We start from the raw sequence: 18,831 nt of genomic DNA on the forward strand, positions 1-18,831 counted from the left end.
TGCAGTCAGAATATCTTGACCGCGCTCTCCAGAGTCTTCCAGACACCCCACAACAGCGGAATGCCGACGAAGGCCCAGAACAACGCCGCCCTCGCGTCGAGCCCGCCAAACCCGATGCCGTAGGAGCCGTGCGGCCCCGCGGCGGCGGCGCTAGCGCTGGCCGCCTGCAGTTTGGCGACATCGGCCTCCGTCATGTGCCACTTCGGATCGACCGGCTTGATCAGATAGTTGCAGATCAGGCCCGCGATCAGCATCGCGCACAGGATGTACATGGTGGTGTTGTAGAGCTGGTCACGCGGCACGCCGGCCGCGAGCTGGAACTCGCGGATGTAGTTCACCACGACGGGGCCGATGATGCCCGCGGTGGACCATGCCGTCAGCAGCCTCCCGTGGATGGCGCCGACGAACTGGGTGCCGAACATGTCGGCAAGATAGGCCGGCACCGTGGAGAAGCCGCCGCCATACATCGACAGGATGATGCCGAAGCCTAGCACGAACAGGAGCTTCGATCCCATCGCCGCAAAGGTCGGCGCCAGCGCATAGAGCACGATGCCGAGGATGAAGAAGGTGTAGTAGGTGTTCTTGCGCCCGATCTTGTCCGACAGCGAGGCCCAGAAGAAGCGGCCGCCGATATTGAACAGCGACAGCAATCCGGCGAAGCCCGCGGCGATCGCGGCGATCTGCGCCTTCTGCCCGGCGTCGAGCGCGTTGAAGCCAACGTCCGGAAGTCCGATCAGCTTGCCGGCGAAAATCTCCTGCAGCATCGGCGAGGCCATGCCGATCACGCCGATACCCGCCGACACATTCAGGCAGAGCACCCACCAGATCAGCCAGAACTGCGGCGTCTTGTGCGCGTCGTTGAGATGGACGTTGTTCTTCGAGATCATCGCGTTGGCTCTGGACGGCGGGGTCCAGCCCTCGGGCTGCCAGCCGGGCGGCGGCAAGCGATAACGGAACGCGCCGATCATCATGAACACGAAGTAGATGACGCCCATCGTGACGAAGGTCTCCCAGACGCCGACGGAGGTCGGGGTCTTGAAGTAGTTCATCAGCAGGTTCGCCAGCGGCGCGCCGATCATGGCGCCACCGCCGAAGCCCATGATGGCCATGCCGGTCGCCATGCCGCGGCGGTCCGGGAACCATTTCACCAGCGTCGACACCGGCGAGATGTAGCCGAGGCCGAGACCGATGCCGCCGATCACGCCCGAGCCCAGCCACAACAGCCAGAGCTGATGAGTGTAGACCCCGATCGCCCCGAGGAAGAGGCCACCGCACCAGCACAGCGCCGAGACGAAGCCGGCCTTGCGCGGGCCGACGCGCTCCAGCCAGCCCCCCAGACCGCAGCCGCGATACCGAGCAGCACGAAGAACAGCGTGTACATCCATCCCATGCTGGCGACCTTCCAGTCGCAGCTGGTCGTGAACAGTTCCTGGAATAGCGAAATCTCCCCGCAGGCCTTCGGCGCGGTCAGACCGATCGCGCGCGACAGCGGCAGCCAGAACACCGAGAAGCCGTAGGCCATGCCGATGCAGAGATGGATGCACAACGCCGCCGGCGGCACCAGCCAGCGATTGAAGCCGGCGGTCGCGATCGTCCGCTCGCGATCAAGGAAACCCGCGCCGGCGCCTGAAAGTGTTCCAGCGCTCTCAAGTGTAGCCATGCATTCCTCCCCTGCAGCCGCCCTTCTGGGCAGCTTGCCGCTACTATCCTGATCCTCAGCCCGTTGCCGTGCAGCCGTTGTCCCTGCTGCTCCGCACAATCACCCGACGCACGCCAGGATCGACACGCGCGTTCGAAACGTTAACCCCTCGAGCGGGGCTCTATGCCCGATACGACGTGCAGGCTTCATGCGTGGCCCGTTGTTCCGCGTATCGCAGACAACACACAACCTCCGCGCCGGCACGGAGAAAGTCAATCTGGGCAGAAGCTGTAATCGATGTCGATAGACAAATGGTTGGTATCAGCGAGGTAACGCGCTCACGGATGCAGCGCACCATCGGCGCGCTCTATCGAGTCATTCGCTTTTTCTATCAGGAACACGATGCGCGCGTCGTTGCGCTCGGTGATCTCCACCGTGTCACCCGTCTCCCTGATCAGGTTCGGGATGTCGATCACCGACAAGGGATCAGTGCAGTGCACTTCCAGTTGGTCGCCGGGGTGCAATGGTTTCAGCGCCTTGCGCGTCTTCAAGGCCGGAAGCGGGCACTTGAGCCCGGTGAGATCGAGTGTTGTCCTGGTCATGGGCGCAACATGGCGGGCTGGGTCGATGGCGTCAACGCAACGGGTTTCAGAGCAGGTCCGCATAGGACAAGAAACCTACACTCTGTCCGGGCTCGACGCGCGTGATGTTTTCGCCGAGTTCGACAAGGCCATCGGTCTCGACCAGTGACGACAGAAGCCCGGCGCCTTCACGCGGGAACTTGACTGCCTCCAGGGCGCCGTCCTCTCCACGTCGCAAAGTGGCGCGAACATATTCGCGACGGCCGATCTTTTTGCCGTAGGCGAAAGCCGCGCGGATCGGGATCGGCAACAGCGGCTCGGGCAGACCACCCGCAAGCGCCAGCACGGTCGGTCGCACCACGTGAACGAAGGTGACAAAGCTCGCGACGGGATTGCCTGGCAGGCCGATCAGCGGCGTGCCACCGATGATGCCCATCGCCACGGGGCGGCCGGGCTTGATCGCCATCCGCCACAGCACCAGCGATCCGATGCTCTCCACCGCCGCCTTGACGTGGTCCTCCTCACCGGTCGAGACGCCGCCGGTGGTGAGGATCAGGTCATGATGACCGGAAACCTGCTTCAAGCCGTTCGCAAGCGAAGCCCTCTCGTCGCGCAAAATGCCGAGATCGCTGACCTCGCAGCCGAGCCGGCGCAGCATCGCCAGCAGCATGAAGCGGTTGGAATCGAACAGTTGCGAGGCGGCGCGCGGCTCGCCGGGCGACGCCAGTTCGTCGCCGGTCGAAAACACCGCAACGCGGATGCGCCTGACGACGTCGAGCCTGGTCAGGCCGAACGCCGCCGCGAGCGCAACATGCTGCGGCCGCAGCCGCTGGCCGGCGCGCAGCGCTATGTGTCCTTCCGGAATGTCCTCTCCGGCAGGACGGACATTGGCGCCCCGCTTCAGCCCAGCCGGCAGCACGATCCTGCCGGCATCATCGATACGGACATCCTCCTGCATGAAGACAGTTTCGGCCTCCGGAGGCATCGGAGCGCCCGTGAAGATGCGCGCGGTATAACCGGCCTTGATCGGCGCTTGCGCAGAGCCGCCGGCCTGGATGCGACCGTCGAGCGGAAGTGCCCGCTCCTCTGCTTGCGGAAGGTCAGCGTTACGCACGGCATAGCCGTCGACAGCGGAGTTGGTGAAGGGCGGCAGCGGCAGCGGCGCCGCAATATCGCGCGCCAGCACGCGCCCGTCGGCATCGAGAAGCGCCACGGTCTCGATATCGGCGATCGCATTGACGCGCGCCGCGATCAGGCCAACGGCCTCGTCGACCGACATCATCGGTCCGCCGAAGGCAAAGCAATCGTCCGACAGTTGCGCCATGGTGCCTCGTCAGCGCAGTGCGTCGCTTTTCGCGACCGCTTCCTCGACCGGCATGGCCGCGCGCAGCAGCAGCGCCGCGGCAGCCTCGATGTCATCGAGATGGACCGTCGGCAGCCGCGTTGCAATGGCGGTGTCGGTCGCGATCCCGACAATCCCGGGATCGTCGGGAAACAGCAGCGGCTTGTCATTGTCGGCGCGATGCACCTCGATCTTGCGATGCGGCTCGCGCTTGAAACCTTCGACCACGACGAGGTCAACGGCGGACAGCTTGCTCAGGAGTTCCGGCAGCCGCGGCTCCGCCGCTCCGCGCAATTCGTGCATCAGCGCCCAGCGGTTTGACGAAGCGACCAGCACCTCAGCCGCGCCGGCCTCGCGATGGCGCCAGGAATCCTTGCCGGGCACGTCGACGTCGAACTGGTGATGCGCATGCTTTATGACGGAGACGCGCAAGCCTTGCGCCTTGAAATGCGGGATCAGCCGCGTCAACAGCGTGGTCTTGCCCGCACCGCTCCAGCCCGCAAGGCCGATGACTTTCATGACCGTTCGATCTCCGCCAACGGCTCGCGCGCCGATGGAACCTCCGGCCTCTCCCCGTCATTGCGAGCGCAGCGAAGCAATCCAGACTGCCAGCGCGGATATAATTCTGGATTGCTTCGCTGCGCTCGCAATGACGAACCGAGGCATTTCACCCATTCCCCGCCATGCTTATATCGGCTTGACCCGAATGTCATGCTAACGTCGCGGCCATGATGAAGATCGACAAAGCCCCGGTGCCCCTGATCCTCCCGAATCCTGACGACCCGCGCTTGACCCAGAGCGTGACCGGGACCGACCAGTCCGGCGCCAGGGTCGAGATCAAGGTGCCGATGGAGCGGCCGCTGACGCTTTACCTGAATGCCCAGGAGATCGTCACCATGATGACGATCGGCGACTATCCCGAATATCTGGCGCTCGGCTATCTGCTGAACCAGAACATGCTGAAATATAATGACGCGGTCACCGAGGTCGAATACGACGACGATCTCCAGGTGGTCGTGGTGCGCACCGAGCACCACACCAATTTCGAAGCCAAGCTGAAGAAGCGCACCCAGACCTCGGGCTGCGCGCAGGGCACCGCCTTCGGCGACCTGCTCGAAGCGGTGGAGAGCGTCGCGCTGCCGAAGTCAGAGCTGCGCACCTCCTGGCTCTACCAGATGACGCAGACCATCAACACAATGCCCTCGCTCTATCTGGAGGCCGGCGCGATCCATGGCTGCGTTCTGTGCAAGGAGGGCGAGCCGCTTTGCTACACCGAGGATGTGGGCCGCCACAACGCGGTCGACAAAATCGCGGGCTGGATGTACCGCCACGGCGTCGATCCCAGCGACAAGATCCTCTACACCACGGGGCGCCTCACCTCCGAGATGGTGATCAAGACGGTGCGCATGGGCATTCCGATCCTGGTCTCGCGCTCCGGCTTCACCGCCTGGGGCGTCGATCTGGCGCGGCAAGTCGGTCTGACATTGGTCGGCCGCGCGCGCGGCAAGCGCTTCATCGCGCTCGCGGGCGAAGAACGCATCGTCTACGACCAGAACCTCGCCTACGTCGAGGAAGAGTCGGCGAAGCACAAGCGTAAGGGTGAAGGTGGTGACGACTAGGATTCCGGCAACGCGTATTCCATCAACTCTTGGCGTGCTGCTGGCCGGCGGCCTTGCACGTCGCATGGGCGGCGGCGACAAGCCGATGCGCACCATTGACGGTCGCACCATTCTGGAGCGCGTCATCGCGCGCCTGTCGCCCCAGTGCAGTGGATTGATCCTCAACGCCAATGGCGATCCCGCGCGTTTCGCCGCGTTCGGTTTGCAGGTCATCGCCGACGACGTGCCAGGCTTTCCCGGCCCGCTCGCCGGCATCCTCGCCGCCCTCGACTGGACTGCGGCGAACCGACCCGAGATCGAATGGGTACTCAGCGCGGCCGGCGACTGCCCTTTCCTGCCGCGCGACCTCGTCGCGCGCCTGCATGAAGCACGGGAACGCGAGAATGCGCAGCTTGCGGTCGCCGCATCCGGTGACCAGACGCATCCGGTGATCGGGCTGTGGCGCGTAGATTTGCGCGAGCAGCTCCGCCATGCGCTGGTGGTCGAGGACGTCCGCAAGATCGACCGTTGGACCGCGCGCTACCCGCTCGCGACGGTGACGTGGCCGACCGAGCCGCTCGACCCGTTCTTCAATGCCAATACGGTCGAGGATATCGCCGAGGCTGAACGACTGGCTGCGCTGGACGCAGCATCTTGATCAAGCTCAAGCCGCCAGCGGCTCCGCCCATGCATCGTAGCCGTAGACCCAGCTTGTATCGGTCCGCTCCTTCAGCCAGATATTGGCGCGCGAGGTTTCCTGCACGCGCGTAGTGCGCTCCTTGCGTGTCGCCTCGAAGCGGCGGAACGCATCTGCGACGCCGTCACGGTCGACACCGTGGAGGCAGCGCGACAGCACCGCGGCATCCTCGATCGCCATCGCCGCGCCCTGCGCCATGTAGGGCGTCATGGGATGGCAGGCATCGCCGAGCAGCGTCACCCTGCCGTCAGCCCAGCGCGCCAGCGCGTCGCGGTCCATGATCGCCCATTTGTGCACGTCGGGACACGCCGCCAGCACTTTGCCGACCTGCGGATGAAAGCCTTCGAACGAGGCCCGCAGATCCCGCACGTCGCCCTTTGCCGACCATGACTCGATGCGGAAGTCCGGCTCGGGCTGGCTGGTGACGAGATAGACTTCGCTGCGATCCGGCTTGACGTAATAGATCACGATGTGGCGGTCCTCGCCCCACCATTTGGTGCAGTCGTCGATCCGCTCTCCCCCGAGCAGCGCGGCCGGATAGGTGGTGCGATAGGCGATGCGCCCGGTGAACCTGACCGGCGCGGTGTCGAACAGGATGTCGCGCACGACTGAATGCACACCGTCCGCGCCGACCACAGCATCGGCAACAGCACCGGTGCCGTCGGCAAAGCTCAGCCGGACGGCATCGCCGGTCTCGTCGAGACCGACCAGCTTGTGGTCGAGCTTCACGCACGCATCCGGCACGGCACTCGCCAATGCCGCGTGGAGATCGCCGCGATGAGCGAGCAGATAGGGCGCACCGAACTTCTCCTCCGCGCTCTCGCCAAAAATCATGTCGAACTTGATGTCGCCGCTGCGCCAGTCGCGGTTGTTCCAGGAGCGCGGATAGAACGCGTGCGCGCGCATCCGCGCCTCCAGCCCGAGCGCGCGCAACACCTTCATGGCGTTGCAGCCGATCTGGATGCCGGCGCCGATGCGGGCGAACCGGGAGGCTTGCTCGTAGACCATCACCTCAACGCCGACACGCCGGAGGGCGGCGGCGGTCGCCAGACCCCCCATGCCGGCACCAATGATCGCAACCGAAAGCGGCCTTGCCATCGCGTTCCCACCCCATTTTCCGCGCGGCTTGAATGCCGCGTCGTCGTCTATTCTATGCGGGCCGGAAACCCGCTCGCTCCAGTGCCGTACGCGTCTCGTCCGAACCGAGTGCCTCGAGAAACGCCTGCACCGCCGGCCGCTGCTTGCGTGCCGTTACCAGAGCGAAATCATAATGCTCCTCCGCGAACGGAATGAAGCCGAGGCCGACCGCATGGGCGACGGGCGCAATGGTCATGCCCCAGTCGGCGCGATGCTGCGCGACGGCCGCGGCAACCGCGTTGTGCGAACGCGGCTGGTTCCAGTAACCTTCCGGGCGCGCATCGCCGAGCAGCCGGTCGATCAGGATGCGCGTGCCGGCGCCCTGGTTACGGTTGACCATGATGCAGGCGGGATCCGCGAGCGCGGCGGCGACCGCTTCCTTCGCGCCAAGCCCCTCAAAACGCTTGTCGCCTTTGCGGAAGACGATCCCCTGCATCCGCCGCCAGCCCGGGACGAGCTCGAGACCGTCGACGAGGTAGGGCGTGTTGTAGGTCTCGCTCTTGTCGTCGAACAGATGGATCGGTGCGAGGTCGCATTCGCCGCGCTTGGCCGCCGCAAGTCCGCCGAGGCTGCCGACCGCGATCGAGCGCACGGAGAGGCCAACATGCGCGAGCTGCGCGGTGACGAGATCAAGGCCGGTGCAGTGACTGCCGACGATGACGAGATCTGGCACCCGCACATGCGGCGTGAACAGCGTCACCTCGGTTGCGGTCCCGGCCGGCATCTGGTCGGCCATCGCATCGATGCGCAGAAAGCCGTCGGCCTGCGCGAAGGAGGTGATCGCGCCGGACCCTTTGCCGGAGGGATAGGCGATCAGGCCGTCCTTGCCCTCGACCAGCGAGACCATGACGAACTCGGTGCGGCCGAGCTCGGAAGAAATGCGCACCGGCACTGTCACGTTCGCCCTGGCATCGGAGCGCGCCGGCAGTCCGGCCATCCTGCGCAGCACCGGCACGATCATGTCGTGGAAGGTGAACATCGCCGAGGTCGGAAAGCCCGGCAGGATCACCACCGGCTTGCCGTCGCACACCGCAAGGCACAGCGGCTTGCCGGGCTTGAGCGCAACGCCGTGCGCGATGATGCCGGGCTGCCCGAGCCGGCCGATGATGCGATGAGACAGGTCGCCGGCGCCTTTCGAGGTGCCGCCTGACAGCACCAGCATGTCCGCGCCCGACAATGCACGCCGCATGGCGGCTTCGAGCTTTGCTTCATCGTCGGGAATGGCGCCGACGAAGATTGCCTCGCCGCCGTTCTCGTCGATGGCCGCTGCGACGATCGCGCCGTTGGTGTCGTAGATCGCGGCCGGTGCAAGCGCCTCGCCCGGTTGGACCAATTCGTCGCCGGTGGAGATCACGGCGACCCGCGGCTTGCGCGCGACATTCACCTCGGCAATGCCGCAGGCCGCCAGCATGCCGATCTCGCGCGAGCCGATGACCGTGCCGGCGCGCAGCAGCGCCTCGCCGCGCGCGATGTCGGAGCCTGCATAGGAGACGAACTGCCCGGGAGACGCGGCGCGACGAACGTCGATCGCATCCGGACCGGCCGGCTGGGTGTGCTCGACCATGACCACGGCATCCGCGCCGCGCGGCAGCGGGCCGCCGGTCGCAATCGGCGTTGCGGTTCCTGCCACGACTTGCAGCGTGGGGGTGATGCCGCAGTGGATGGTCTCACCGTTCACTGCGAGATGCACCGGCGTGCCTTCGCCGGCCGCGGCAAGATCGGCCGAGCGGACGGCAAAACCGTCGACATTGGAGCGGTCGAACGGGGGCACGTCGATCGGCGCCGTGATGTCTTCGGCGAGCGCCGCGCCGAGTGCATCAGCCAGCTTGCGCGCTTCGCTCGGGATCGCGCGCGGGAACAGCGCCGCCTCAAACCGCGCCAATGCATCTTCGCGCGAGAGGATCTTGAGGAATTGCTCCTGCTCGAGCGCGCTGCTGTCTGGCGTTTGCGAGGTCGTCGTCATGCCGGAACCCATATCATTCCCGCATCAGATAAGCATCGACCGGCGCGCCCGCCGCAAATCCCTCCTCGTTGGCGGGAATGAGCAGCCATGCATCCGCACGGGCGATCGCCTGGAGCGACCATTCGCCGACGGCAAGCGGCAGCCATGCCCGATGTTCCCTGACCAATAGAGCGATCTCGGCGATGCCGACGCTGGAGGCGATTTTTCGCGCAAGCGGCAGGGTCGTGTGTCGGCGCGGCTGCCGTGCCGACACACGATCGACGAGCGGAAGCACGAGCGCAAACCAGGCCGCGAGCGCATGATCCGGCGAGCCGGGCAACGCGACGGCGGGAACTTCTCCGATCCGCGCCACAGCGGCGGTGCGTCCGGGCAGGAGCGCAAGGCCATGGGCGAGCACGGCGCCGTGCTGCGCCAGCGCGGCGACAGCATTGTCCCGGCGGCCGACGCCACTGCCGCCGATCGTCACGACGAGATCGCAGGCGGAATCGCCGAGCGCCGCCGCGATCGATGCCGCGTCGCGCGCGGGGGCTTCGCGCATCTGCACCTCCAGCCCTGCGGCGCGCGCGGTCTCCGCAATCAGGTGCATGGTCGGCGTCGCACCGGGCACGTTGACGATGCGCAGCCGGGGGCGCCGCACGCTCAGCTTTTCGACACCGGCCACACGTGCGAGCAATAGAGCGGCCGGACTGATCGGATGCCCCTCTGCCGCGGCGAGCGTCCCTTCGCCGATATCACTGCCCGCGCGCCTGACGCCCTGCCCAGGCACGCCCTCCGCCAGCACCTGCACGAGCGGCCCCGATGCATCGACCGCGTCGGCATCAAGGACACAATCACATCCGACAGGCATGGCATCGCCGGCCTCGACCCATGCCGGGGCCTCCACCAGCGGCAGCGGCGAATAGGAGGACGCGCCGACGAGATCGGTGGCGCGCAATGCCCAGCCATCGGCGGCGGCAATGTCACGAGGCGGACAGGCCGCCATCAGTGGCGCGCCTGCAGCGATGCAGCCGATGGCCCCGGCCAGCGAGAGCTGCATCGGCGCGACCGGTTCAATGTCTCGCAGCAACGCGGCAAGTGCTGCGTCGAGCGGCGTGAGCGAGGGCGGCAGGCGCTGGATCATGCGCCATGATGGACCATGCATCGCCTGGTTTGGCAACCACGGGTGGCCGAGATCAGCCGCCGGACTTGCCCGCGTTGGGGAAGAACAATTGCTGTCCATCGACCTTGTAGCCGGCGATCGCCGCCTGCCCCTCCCGCGAGATCAGCCAGTCGACGAAGCGTTGCCCCAGTTCCTTCTTCACGTTTGGAAACTTCTCGGGACTGACCAGCATCACGCCGTACTGGTTGAGCAGCCGCTTGTCGCCTTCGACGACGATGTCGAGATCGCCACGCTCCCTGAAGGCGATCCAGCTGCCGCGGTCGGACAGCACGTAGGCATTCGCCGTGCGCGCCGCTTCGAGCGCCGCGGCCATGCCCTGCGAGGCCTCGCGATACCAGGCCCCCTTGGCCGCGGCGATGTCGATGCCGGCGACGATCCAGAGCGCGAGCTCCGCAGCATGGGTGGCCGAGCGATCACCGCGAGTCACGAACGGCGCGCCCCTGGCCTCGATCGCCTTCAGGGCGGTCGCGATGTCCTTGCCCTTCACACCTGCAGGATCGCTCTTCGGTCCGATCAGCACATAGTCGTTGTACATCACGTCGAGGCGCTTCACGCCGAAACCTTCGGCGACGAATTTCTCCTCCTGCGGCCGCGCGTGGGTCAGCACGACATCGGCTTCACCCTTGCGCGCCCCGTCAAGCACCTCGTCGGCGCGCCGCGCGATCACCTTCACATCGATGCCGGTGTTGTCGCGAAAGATCGGCAGGAGATGATCGAGCAGACCGGACTCCTGCGTCGATGTGGTCGACGCCAGGACGATCGCGCGGTCCTGTGCGGACGACGCGACAACGCCGGCGGCGAGGCCGCAGAGAAGCGCCAATGCAACGGGCAGGCGGCGAACGGCCATGTGCGGGTTCCCTTGAATCCGGCACGATCATGATGATCGATTACGCCGCACTCATGACGCGCTGCCAGCTGGCAGCGCGATGAAAACAACAAGAGATAGAGTGGAAACCGAACCACCACCAACAGCAGGGTTCGCGGGGCGTCCCGCGCATCGCGTGGTGATGCCGCATTCGGGAAAGTTCGGCAACGCATCGGCGCTCATATCGATCGCGATCGCAAGGCTCGCACCATTGGAGCGCCGCAGATTGTAAACCCAATGCGAAATCGCTGGTCAGCATGTGTTGCAAAGCAGCGAGATGATCGGGCATGGTTCGCGCGGACCGAAATGGAAATGCAGAATTCCACCTGCGACGAACGTCCAAAAAGAAGCAAGAATTTGCATAGGAATGCAGGATGGAATTCCTGACGACAAGTGAAGCGGCTGACTATCTCCGGCTGGGCGAACGCAAGCTCTACGAACTCGTGACCACCGGTGCGATTCCGTGCACCAAGGTGACCGGAAAGTGGCTGTTTCCAAGGCACGAACTCGATCTCTGGGTACTGTCGGGACTGGCGCGTCCCGCCGGCATGCTGACCGCGGAGCCGCCGCCGGTGGTGGGCGGCAGCCAGGACGAGCTGCTGGATTGGAGCCTGCGCGAATCCGGCTCGGGCCTGGGATCGATGAGCGAAGGCAGCGCGCGCGGGCTCGAGCGCCTGCAGCACGACGAGGTGATGGCGGTCGCGGTGCACTTCCACAGCCTCGACGCCGACGGCAATCTTGCCTCCGACGCCAGTGCGACGGCGCTGCGTGACGCGCCGGACCTGCATGACGCGGTGCTGGTCGCGTTCGTGCGCCGTGAGCAGGGCCTGGTGCTGCCGCCGGGCAATCCCAAACGGCTGCGCGGCCTCGCCGACGTGCTCGCGCTCGGCGCGCGGATGGCGATGCGGCAACAGGGTACGGGCGCGCAGATGCTGCTCGACGTGCTGCTGAAGCGCGCCGACGCCTCGACGCGCGATCTGCGCCGGATCGAGACACCGGCCCTCACCGGACCGGATCTCGCCGAAGTGGTCCGCGCCGGACAAGCCGATTGCGGCGTGGCGACGCGCGCGGCAGCGCGCTCGGCCGGGCTCGATTTCGTGCCGCTGGTCTGGGAGAATCTGGACCTCGCGATGCGGCAGCGCAGCTATTTCCGCCCCGCCATGCAGGCCCTGATCCGATTCCTCAGCGAACGGCGGCTGCGGCAGCGCGCCGAGGAGCTGACCGGCTACGATCCCTCGCCGGCGGGACAGATCCGCTTCGCGGCCTGACATTGACGCCCACCCCTCAATAGTTGCAAAAGAAACCAATTCAGCCGGGCCGTACCCGGGGACAAGCAACTTCGGCCAACGAGCCGGATCAGGGGAGGACACGCGTGAATCCAGCGAGATTTGGACTGCCGGTCGCGGCTGGCTTTGTCGCGACGGCTTTGGCGGCAGCGCTGCTGCCTGATACCGCGATGGCGCAGGTTTCCGACGACATCGTCAAGATCGGCGTGCTCACTGACATGAACGGCCCCGCCTCCGCGCCGACCGGCCAGGGTTCGGTGACGGCGGCGCAGATGGCGATCGACGATTTCGGCGGCACCGTGCTCGGCAAGCCGATCAGCATTGTGGTCGGCGACCACCAGCTCAAGGCCGACATCGGCGCCTCGCTCGCGCGGCGCTGGTACGACGTCGAGCAGGTCGATCTGATCGTCGACGTGCCGGTCTCCGCAGTCGGGCTCGCGGTGCAGAACATCGCCAACGAGAAGAAGCGGCTGTTCATCACCCACTCGACCGGCACCGCGGATTTCCACGGCAAGTTCTGCTCGCCCTACGCGATGCAGTGGGTGTTCGACACCCGCGCGCTCGCGGTCGGCACTGCGGACGCGGTCGTCAAGCGCGGCGGCGACAGCTGGTTCTTCATCACCGACGATTATGCCTTCGGCCATTCCTTGGAGCGCGACGCCTCCACCGTCATCACCGCCAATGGCGGCAAGGTGCTGGGATCGGTGAAGCCGCCGCTGGCAACGCCGGACCTGTCCTCCTTCGTGCTGCAGGCGCAGGCCTCCAAGGCCAAGATCATCGGCATTGCGGCGGGTCCCCCCAACAACATGAACGAGATCAAGACCGGCTCGGAGTTCGGCGTGTTCAAGGGCGGCCAGCAGATGGCGGCGCTGCTGGCGCTGATCACCGACATCCACGGCCTCGGCCTGCAGGCCGCGCAAGGCCTGTTGCTGACGACGTCGTTCTATTGGGACATGGACGACAAGACCCGCGCATGGTCGAAGCGCTATTTCGCCAAGATGAACAAGATGCCTTCGATGTGGCAGGCCGGCGTCTACTCCAGCGTGATCCACTATCTCAACGCCATCAAGGATGCCGGCACCGACGATCCGCTCAAGGTTGCCGCCGCCATGCGCGCAAAACCGGTCGAGGATTTCTTCGCCCGCAACGGCCGCTTACGCGACGACAATCTGATGGTGCACGACCTCTGGCTGGTGCAGGTGAAGACGCCGGAGGAGAGCAAATATCCGTGGGACTATTACAAGATCCTCACGACCATTTCCGGCGACAAGGCGTTCGGGCCGCCGGACCCGGCGTGTGCGATGGTGAAGAAGTGACGGTGTAGCGGTCATTCCGGGATGGTCCGAAGGACCAGACCCGGAATCTCGAGATTCCGGGTTCGCGTCTTCGACGCGCCCCGGAATGACGATCGCTTTGAGCGATCGTCACCTCACCACACCGATCTCGCGAAAATACTTTATCACGCCCGGATGGATCAGCTCCGGCCGCGGCGCCGCCGCAACCGTGTTCGACGCCGTGGTCTCGCAGGCCTGCGCGAGCTGCTTGCAGAAGGTCGCCTCGACGGCGTGCAGCGTCTTGGCCAGACGATAGGCGGCATCATCGGGCAGATCCTCGCGCGTGAGGACAAAACTCCAGGAGCCGAGCGAGTCGATCGGTTCGGACTGTTTTGGATAGGAGCCGGCCGGCACGAGCAGCGGTTTCAGGAACGCGTGTTTGGCGCGGATCCGTGTGATCTCCTCAGTGCTGGGCGCGATGAAGCGCGCGCCTGACGGGCTCGAGGCCACAGCCGCAAAGCCGGGCCAGCCGATGCCGGCGCCCCAGAGCGCTGCGACACGGCCGTCCTCGACCATCGCGGGGCCGTCGCCGGCGCGGTCGAGATAGATCGCCTTGAAGTCCTCGTCCTGCTTGAGGCCGAGACCGTCGAGCACATAGCGCGCCAGGATCGGCAGGCCGGAGCCCTTGGCGCCGAACGCGACGGGCTGGCCGACCAGATCGCGGATGGTCTTGTAGGGACTGTCCGCCCGCACCACGAACATCCCGGGGTTGGAGTAGATCGCGGTGAGGATCTTCAGCCGCACGGGCGCGCGGCCGATGCCGGCGAAAGCCTCGTAGGCGGGCTCGCCCGCGACCAGCGCGAGATCGAGCTCACCCTTCTCCAGCAGCGGAATGTTCTCGTTGCTGCCCTTGGTGTTGCGGGGTGCGATGGTGACCGACGCATCGGCCGCGTTCATCGCTTGCGCAAAGGCATTGCCATAGAGCGGGAAGCCGCCGCCGGGCGTCGCGGTGCCCAGGCTGAGTGTCACGCTGGGTGTCTTGGTCGAAATGGCGTTGCCTCCGGTTTGAGCAGCGGCGGGACTTGCGAGTGGATTTGCGAGCAGCGCCGCGGCGACGAGGACGAGTGAAGCGAATCTCATGATTGGTCCCGGCGGAGCTGCGTCAACACCGACTTGCGACGATGTAGGCAGCGGCCCGTTTTTGTGAAAGCATGCAGCCCAACGACAATAGAACAATGGGAGGCGTCATGCGAATTTTGCGTAACACTGTTTTCGGGCTGGTCTTTCTTTCAACCCTCCTCAGCGCCTCCCCTCCCGCCTCCGCCGCCGGCTACCCCGACCGCCCCGTGCACTGGATGATCGGCTTCGCCGCCGGCGGGCCGGTCGACATCGTGGCGCGGATCATGGCGCAGTGGCTGTCGGACAAATTCGGCCAGCAGTTCATCGTCGAGAACAAGGCCGGCTCCGGCGGCAACATCGCCGCCGCCGCCGCGATCAGTTCGCCGCCCGACGGCTACACGCTGCTGTTCGTCGCGCCCAACAACGCGATCTCGACCTCGCTCTACAAGAAGCTGCCGTACGACTTCCTGCGCGACACCGTACCGGTCGCCAGCATCATGCAGCTCACCAACATGCTGGTCGTCTCCAACGCGGTGCCGGCGAAGACGGTTCAGGAGTTCATCGACTACTGCAAGGCCAATCCCGGCAAGATCTCGTATGCCTCGTCCGGCAACGGCACCTCGGTGCACATGTCGGCCGAGCTGTTCAAGGCGATGACCAAGTGCGACATGGTGCACGTGCCCTATCGCGGCTCGGCGATCGCCTTCCCCGACATCATCTCCAACAAGGTGCAGCTGATCTTCGACAACCTGCCCTCCGCGCTGGAGCAGGCCAAGGGCGGCAATGTCCGCGCGCTCGGCGTCACCTCGCCGCAGCGCTGGCCGATCGTGCCCGACGTGCCCGCGATCGCCGAGACCGTGCCGGGCTTCGAATCGGTCGGCTTCTACGGCATCTCCGCGCCGAAGGGTACGCCGCCCGAGATCGTCGAGATCCTCAACAAGGCCGTCAACGAGGCCCTGAAGGACCCCAAGCTGGTCGCGCGCCTCGCCGAGACCGGCGGCATCCCCAAGCCGATGACGCCCGCCGAGTTCGGCAAGCTGGTTGAGGACGAGACCGCGAAGTGGAAGAAGGTGGTGGAGTTCGCCGGGGTGTCGGTGGACTGAGGCCGCCCCCGCCACGCGCCTGCAGCTCACCGGCGAGACATCGGAGGGGATCAAAAGACCCCCTCCGATCAAAAAACAAAAACAACCCCATGCACAGTAGACGAGGCCAATGATTACAAGGAGTTACAGAAGAAGGCGCGCCGCCCCGGCAAAAATCGGTTGACCCGTCGGGCAAAACAGGAGCATAAGAGCATTATCGGAAATTTCGGGTATTCGAAAATTACCGGCGATGCTGCTCCGGAGGTTTCCCTCCGCCCCGGCCGGCATTGCACCCCCGCCCCCATCCCTGTAAACGAACCGCGCACCGTTGCCGGCCGCGCATTCCCGCGGGCCGTCCCGCGGCGGGGCCTGTAGCTCAATGGTTAGAGCCGGCCGCTCATAACGGTCTGGTTGCAGGTTCGAGTCCTGCCGGGCCCACCAGTAAAAATAGGCCTTTTTGGAATCGCTATTTTTTCGAGGACAGATTGGGGACCAGAATGAACCCAGAACTGACCGCCATTTCGATTTCGGCACACCAAATTTGCCCATGTAGCTGCATCTGGATGTCGACTTAAGAGTGTTTTGCCTTTTCTTGAGCAATCCCCACCGCGTCGGGGCTATTTTTTCCTCCGCGCCTGCAAACCTCGTCTTGGATCGACTAGTCCGCGGTGCACGGTCCGCTCACGGGTTCAACAGTCATCATTTCCGGAAGGCGCTCACACGCTGCTCCGAAGCGCGCGAGCTTCCACAGCCATTGTGTGGCTCAGATCGAAGGGCGCAACCTTAGCGGATCGCAATCCTTGTGAAATTCCCGGATATGTGTTTTTTCGAAGCACGTCCCGGCAACAAGATCGGCGGCGCAACGGAGGGGGGCCGTTGGCAAACCTAGAAAGCGACATCATCGGCCGGGTGAATCGGCTGGCCCTTCGGCCGTCCGAAAAGAATGCCCTACTGCCACTCATGGAAGCGGTTAGCAATTCTGTTCACTCGATAACAGACCTCTACGACGCGGACGCAGCAACGAGGGGCCGGATCACGATCCGCATCCTTCGTGAAGGCGATGAGCCAGAAAGTCGGGTTATCGGCTTTGATATCGAAGACAACGGGATTGGCTTTACGGAGGCCAATTTCAGATCCTTTAGAACGCCAGACTCCCGTTGGAAGGAAGCGCGTGGCGGCAAGGGCGTAGGTCGCCTAGCATGGCTTAAAGTTTTCGACCGCATCCTTGTCGATAGCACTTACAGCGACGGCGCAGGCTGGCAGCGACGAGCTTTTGAATTCCGTCTCACCGAAAGCGATCAGATCCACGAGCTTAGTGGTGAAGCCGCCGGGACTGCGCATCGGACCATCATCAGCTTCCGGGGATTTAAGCCACCATTTGAGAATAGATGTCCGATCAGAAAGGGGATCATTGAGAACAGGATCGCGGCGCACTTTGTCCCGCTGTTTGTGGCTGGAAACGCACCGAAGGTCACGGTCAATGATGACGAAAGAACCGAGATCGAGACGCTATTCAGCGATAGTATCGTCGAAAACGCGACCGACACCATTACTATTGGCCAAGGAGAAGACGCATTTCCGCTCACGGTATGGTCCCTAAAATGCGACAAGCGCATGCGGTTCGAACCCCCCGCCTTCCACTTCGCCTTCATAGCGGGGGACAGTCGCTCGGTGATCGACTACGCAATTGATGAGCAACTAGGTCTCAAAGCGCTCGATGGCGAATATGTCTATATCGCCTGCGCATCTAGCCCGTACTTAGATCAAAAGGTCAACAGTGAGCGGACAGCGTTCACTCTCGACCCCGGAGAAGTGGACGAAATCAAGCGCGGAATCGCAACACGTGCGCGGCATTTTCTACGGTCGTACATCGAGACTGCTCTGACCCGAAAGATTGAGACTAGCCGAGAGGTCATTGCTGAAAACCCACAATTTCTCTACATGATGGATGACCTCCAGGCCTTCGCTGAAGGGCTGCAGCCGAACGCCTTTGGAAAAGAGGACATTTTTCTGGAGATGTCGCGCGGTAGATTCCGTCGCCAGAAGCGATACTCAGCCCTCGAAAAATCAATTAAAACGAAGGATCTGCTGGCTGGCCCACTGGCAGCCAAGGTCGAAGACTACACCAGCTACATCGCAGACGAGAAACGCGGCGCATTGGCGGAGTACGTCACGCGGCGCAAAGCCGTGCTGGACCTGTTTGAAACGCTCCTTGAATACGACGACTTAGGCGAAGAGACCTACAGCAAGGAAGACGCACTTCATCAGCTCTTCTGCCCCATGCACATAGACTCCAAGGGCCTAACGATTGAAGACCACAATCTCTGGCTGCTAGACGACCGCCTAGCCTTTTTCAACTATTTTGCCTCCGACGAACGGCTGTCCAACTACACGACGCTGGATAGCGAGGAACGGCCGGACCTTGCGTTCTTTTACAATTCTGCCGTTGCTTGGCGTGAGCGCGAGGATACCGACACGGTTGTCATCGTTGAGTTCAAGAGACCGATGCGCGAAGACTACACGAAGGGAAAAGATCCGGTTCAACAAGTACTCTCCTATGTGAAGAGACTCAAAGAGACCTCAGGTGAGATTGATATCCGGGGCCGCGCAATCCGTGGCATTCGGTCCAGCACATCTTTTCATTGCTATGTTGTCGCCGATATTACTCCTCAACTTGAGGAGCGCATCATTGGTCGCTTCGAGAAGACACCGGACGGCCATGGATACTTTGGGTACACGACGAATCCAGCAGCCTTCGTTGAGATCGTGCCATTTGGAAAAGTCATGCAAGATGCGCGACTTCGGAACGCGATCTTCTTCCATAAGCTTGGGATTACAAATGCAGGCTGACTCTGATCCTGCAGTCGATCACGGTCCTCGCTACGTTATTGGTCAAACGCACCGTCGGAAGCGACTCGGCGATGCCTCTGTCCGCAACGTCGACTAAATGAAGCTGTTCTTTAGCGCTTAAGTGAGCGGTTAGAATCTAGATGCTAAATCTCGAGTGGCCGCATGCCCCCTAAGTATCTTGTCCATTTCCCTAAGCCGTTGCTGGAAGACTTAGTGAATGGCAGATGGCTGCCCGTCGT

General features: G+C 64.0%; 14 protein-coding genes, 1 tRNA gene and 1 pseudogene. 7 read left to right on the forward strand and 9 right to left on the reverse strand.

Annotation, left to right across the window (positions count from 1 at the left end):
• Positions 1-5 precede the first annotated feature (5 nt).
• The 4 genes and pseudogenes from F8237_RS08345 to mobB all read right to left on the reverse strand — a co-directional run bounded on the left by F8237_RS08345 (position 6) and on the right by mobB (position 4,081).
• Positions 6-1,660 (reverse strand): annotated as a pseudogene (locus F8237_RS08345) (OFA family MFS transporter).
• 317 nt (positions 1,661-1,977) lie between these two features.
• Positions 1,978-2,241: a sulfurtransferase TusA family protein gene (locus F8237_RS08350; protein WP_151643625.1), complete on the reverse strand. Its 264-nt coding sequence runs from the start codon at positions 2,239-2,241 to the stop codon at positions 1,978-1,980.
• A gap of 46 nt (positions 2,242-2,287) precedes the next feature.
• Positions 2,288-3,544, reverse strand: a complete 1,257-nt coding sequence (locus F8237_RS08355; RefSeq protein ID WP_151643627.1) for a molybdopterin molybdotransferase MoeA — start codon at positions 3,542-3,544, stop codon at positions 2,288-2,290.
• 9 nt (positions 3,545-3,553) lie between these two features.
• Positions 3,554-4,081 (reverse strand): molybdopterin-guanine dinucleotide biosynthesis protein B, encoded by a 528-nt coding sequence (mobB, locus tag F8237_RS08360; protein WP_151643629.1) that lies wholly within the window; start codon positions 4,079-4,081, stop codon positions 3,554-3,556.
• 209 nt (positions 4,082-4,290) lie between these two features.
• Here mobB and fdhD point away from each other — a divergent pair, with 209 nt between their 5' ends.
• Both fdhD and mobA read left to right on the forward strand, forming a co-directional pair.
• Positions 4,291-5,181 (forward strand): formate dehydrogenase accessory sulfurtransferase FdhD, encoded by an 891-nt coding sequence (gene fdhD, locus F8237_RS08365; RefSeq protein ID WP_151643631.1) that lies wholly within the window; start codon positions 4,291-4,293, stop codon positions 5,179-5,181.
• Positions 5,162-5,818 carry a molybdenum cofactor guanylyltransferase MobA gene (mobA, locus tag F8237_RS08370; protein ID WP_151643633.1) on the forward strand — a complete coding sequence of 219 codons (657 nt, stop codon included), beginning with the start codon at positions 5,162-5,164 and terminating at the stop codon, positions 5,816-5,818. The genes fdhD and mobA overlap by 20 nt, the downstream gene beginning before the upstream one ends.
• Before the next feature lie 6 nt (positions 5,819-5,824).
• Here the strand turns inward: mobA and F8237_RS08375 are convergent, their stop codons facing one another.
• Genes F8237_RS08375 through F8237_RS08390 form a run of 4 tightly spaced genes read right to left on the reverse strand, consistent with a single transcriptional unit; the run spans position 5,825 to position 10,963 of the window.
• On the reverse strand, positions 5,825-6,955 hold the full coding sequence (locus tag F8237_RS08375; RefSeq protein WP_151643636.1) for an FAD-dependent monooxygenase: 1,131 nt from the start codon (positions 6,953-6,955) through the stop codon (positions 5,825-5,827).
• Positions 6,956-7,007: 52 nt separating this feature from the next.
• Complete coding sequence (locus tag F8237_RS08380) at positions 7,008-8,969, reverse strand: molybdopterin biosynthesis protein (protein ID WP_151643638.1); 1,962 nt, start codon at positions 8,967-8,969, stop codon at positions 7,008-7,010.
• Position 8,970: 1 nt separating this feature from the next.
• The gene (locus F8237_RS08385) at positions 8,971-10,077 is read right to left on the reverse strand and encodes a molybdopterin-binding protein (RefSeq protein ID WP_151643640.1); all 1,107 of its coding nucleotides are present in this window, start codon (positions 10,075-10,077) and stop codon (positions 8,971-8,973) included.
• 52 nt (positions 10,078-10,129) lie between these two features.
• Complete coding sequence (locus tag F8237_RS08390) at positions 10,130-10,963, reverse strand: ABC transporter substrate-binding protein (protein ID WP_151643642.1); 834 nt, start codon at positions 10,961-10,963, stop codon at positions 10,130-10,132.
• A gap of 392 nt (positions 10,964-11,355) precedes the next feature.
• Here F8237_RS08390 and F8237_RS08395 point away from each other — a divergent pair, with 392 nt between their 5' ends.
• Positions 11,356-12,249 carry a helix-turn-helix transcriptional regulator gene (locus F8237_RS08395; protein WP_151643644.1) on the forward strand — a complete coding sequence of 298 codons (894 nt, stop codon included), beginning with the start codon at positions 11,356-11,358 and terminating at the stop codon, positions 12,247-12,249.
• A gap of 104 nt (positions 12,250-12,353) precedes the next feature.
• Positions 12,354-13,583, forward strand: coding sequence for an ABC transporter substrate-binding protein (locus F8237_RS08400; RefSeq protein WP_151643646.1), 1,230 nt, complete (start codon positions 12,354-12,356; stop codon positions 13,581-13,583).
• A 108-nt stretch (positions 13,584-13,691) separates the two neighbouring features.
• On the opposite strand, the gene F8237_RS08405 is transcribed toward F8237_RS08400, so the two are convergent.
• A complete protein-coding gene (locus F8237_RS08405; protein ID WP_151643648.1) occupies positions 13,692-14,681 on the reverse strand; it encodes a TAXI family TRAP transporter solute-binding subunit in 990 nt (329 codons plus the stop codon).
• 107 nt (positions 14,682-14,788) lie between these two features.
• Between F8237_RS08405 and F8237_RS08410 the strand changes: the two genes are divergently transcribed.
• The 3 genes from F8237_RS08410 (at position 14,789) to F8237_RS08420 (ending at position 18,592) form a co-directional block, all read left to right on the forward strand.
• Positions 14,789-15,763: a Bug family tripartite tricarboxylate transporter substrate binding protein gene (locus F8237_RS08410; RefSeq protein WP_162005942.1), complete on the forward strand. Its 975-nt coding sequence runs from the start codon at positions 14,789-14,791 to the stop codon at positions 15,761-15,763.
• Positions 15,764-16,107: 344 nt separating this feature from the next.
• Positions 16,108-16,183 (forward strand) — tRNA-Ile (locus F8237_RS08415).
• 435 nt (positions 16,184-16,618) lie between these two features.
• Positions 16,619-18,592, forward strand: a complete 1,974-nt coding sequence (locus F8237_RS08420; RefSeq protein WP_151643652.1) for an ATP-binding protein — start codon at positions 16,619-16,621, stop codon at positions 18,590-18,592.
• Positions 18,593-18,831 lie beyond the last annotated feature (239 nt).

Source organism: Bradyrhizobium betae, assembly GCF_008932115.1.
In the GTDB taxonomy this organism is placed as follows: domain Bacteria; phylum Pseudomonadota; class Alphaproteobacteria; order Rhizobiales; family Xanthobacteraceae; genus Bradyrhizobium; species Bradyrhizobium betae.

What these genes read in the sequence shown, in the direction of transcription:
- F8237_RS08385 (WP_151643640.1), bottom strand. Translation starts at nt 10,077, where the DNA reads ATGATCCAGCGCCTGCCGCCCTCGCTCACGCCGCTCGACGCAGCACTT.
- F8237_RS08355 (WP_151643627.1), bottom strand. Translation starts at nt 3,544, where the DNA reads ATGGCGCAACTGTCGGACGATTGCTTTGCCTTCGGCGGACCGATGATG.
- F8237_RS08375 (WP_151643636.1), bottom strand. Translation starts at nt 6,955, where the DNA reads ATGGCAAGGCCGCTTTCGGTTGCGATCATTGGTGCCGGCATGGGGGGT.
- F8237_RS08380 (WP_151643638.1), bottom strand. Translation starts at nt 8,969, where the DNA reads ATGGGTTCCGGCATGACGACGACCTCGCAAACGCCAGACAGCAGCGCG.
- fdhD (WP_151643631.1), top strand. Translation starts at nt 4,291, where the DNA reads ATGATGAAGATCGACAAAGCCCCGGTGCCCCTGATCCTCCCGAATCCT.
- F8237_RS08410 (WP_162005942.1), top strand. Translation starts at nt 14,789, where the DNA reads ATGCGAATTTTGCGTAACACTGTTTTCGGGCTGGTCTTTCTTTCAACC.
- F8237_RS08390 (WP_151643642.1), bottom strand. Translation starts at nt 10,963, where the DNA reads ATGGCCGTTCGCCGCCTGCCCGTTGCATTGGCGCTTCTCTGCGGCCTC.
- F8237_RS08405 (WP_151643648.1), bottom strand. Translation starts at nt 14,681, where the DNA reads ATGAGATTCGCTTCACTCGTCCTCGTCGCCGCGGCGCTGCTCGCAAAT.
- F8237_RS08350 (WP_151643625.1), bottom strand. Translation starts at nt 2,241, where the DNA reads ATGACCAGGACAACACTCGATCTCACCGGGCTCAAGTGCCCGCTTCCG.
- F8237_RS08395 (WP_151643644.1), top strand. Translation starts at nt 11,356, where the DNA reads ATGGAATTCCTGACGACAAGTGAAGCGGCTGACTATCTCCGGCTGGGC.
- mobB (WP_151643629.1), bottom strand. Translation starts at nt 4,081, where the DNA reads ATGAAAGTCATCGGCCTTGCGGGCTGGAGCGGTGCGGGCAAGACCACG.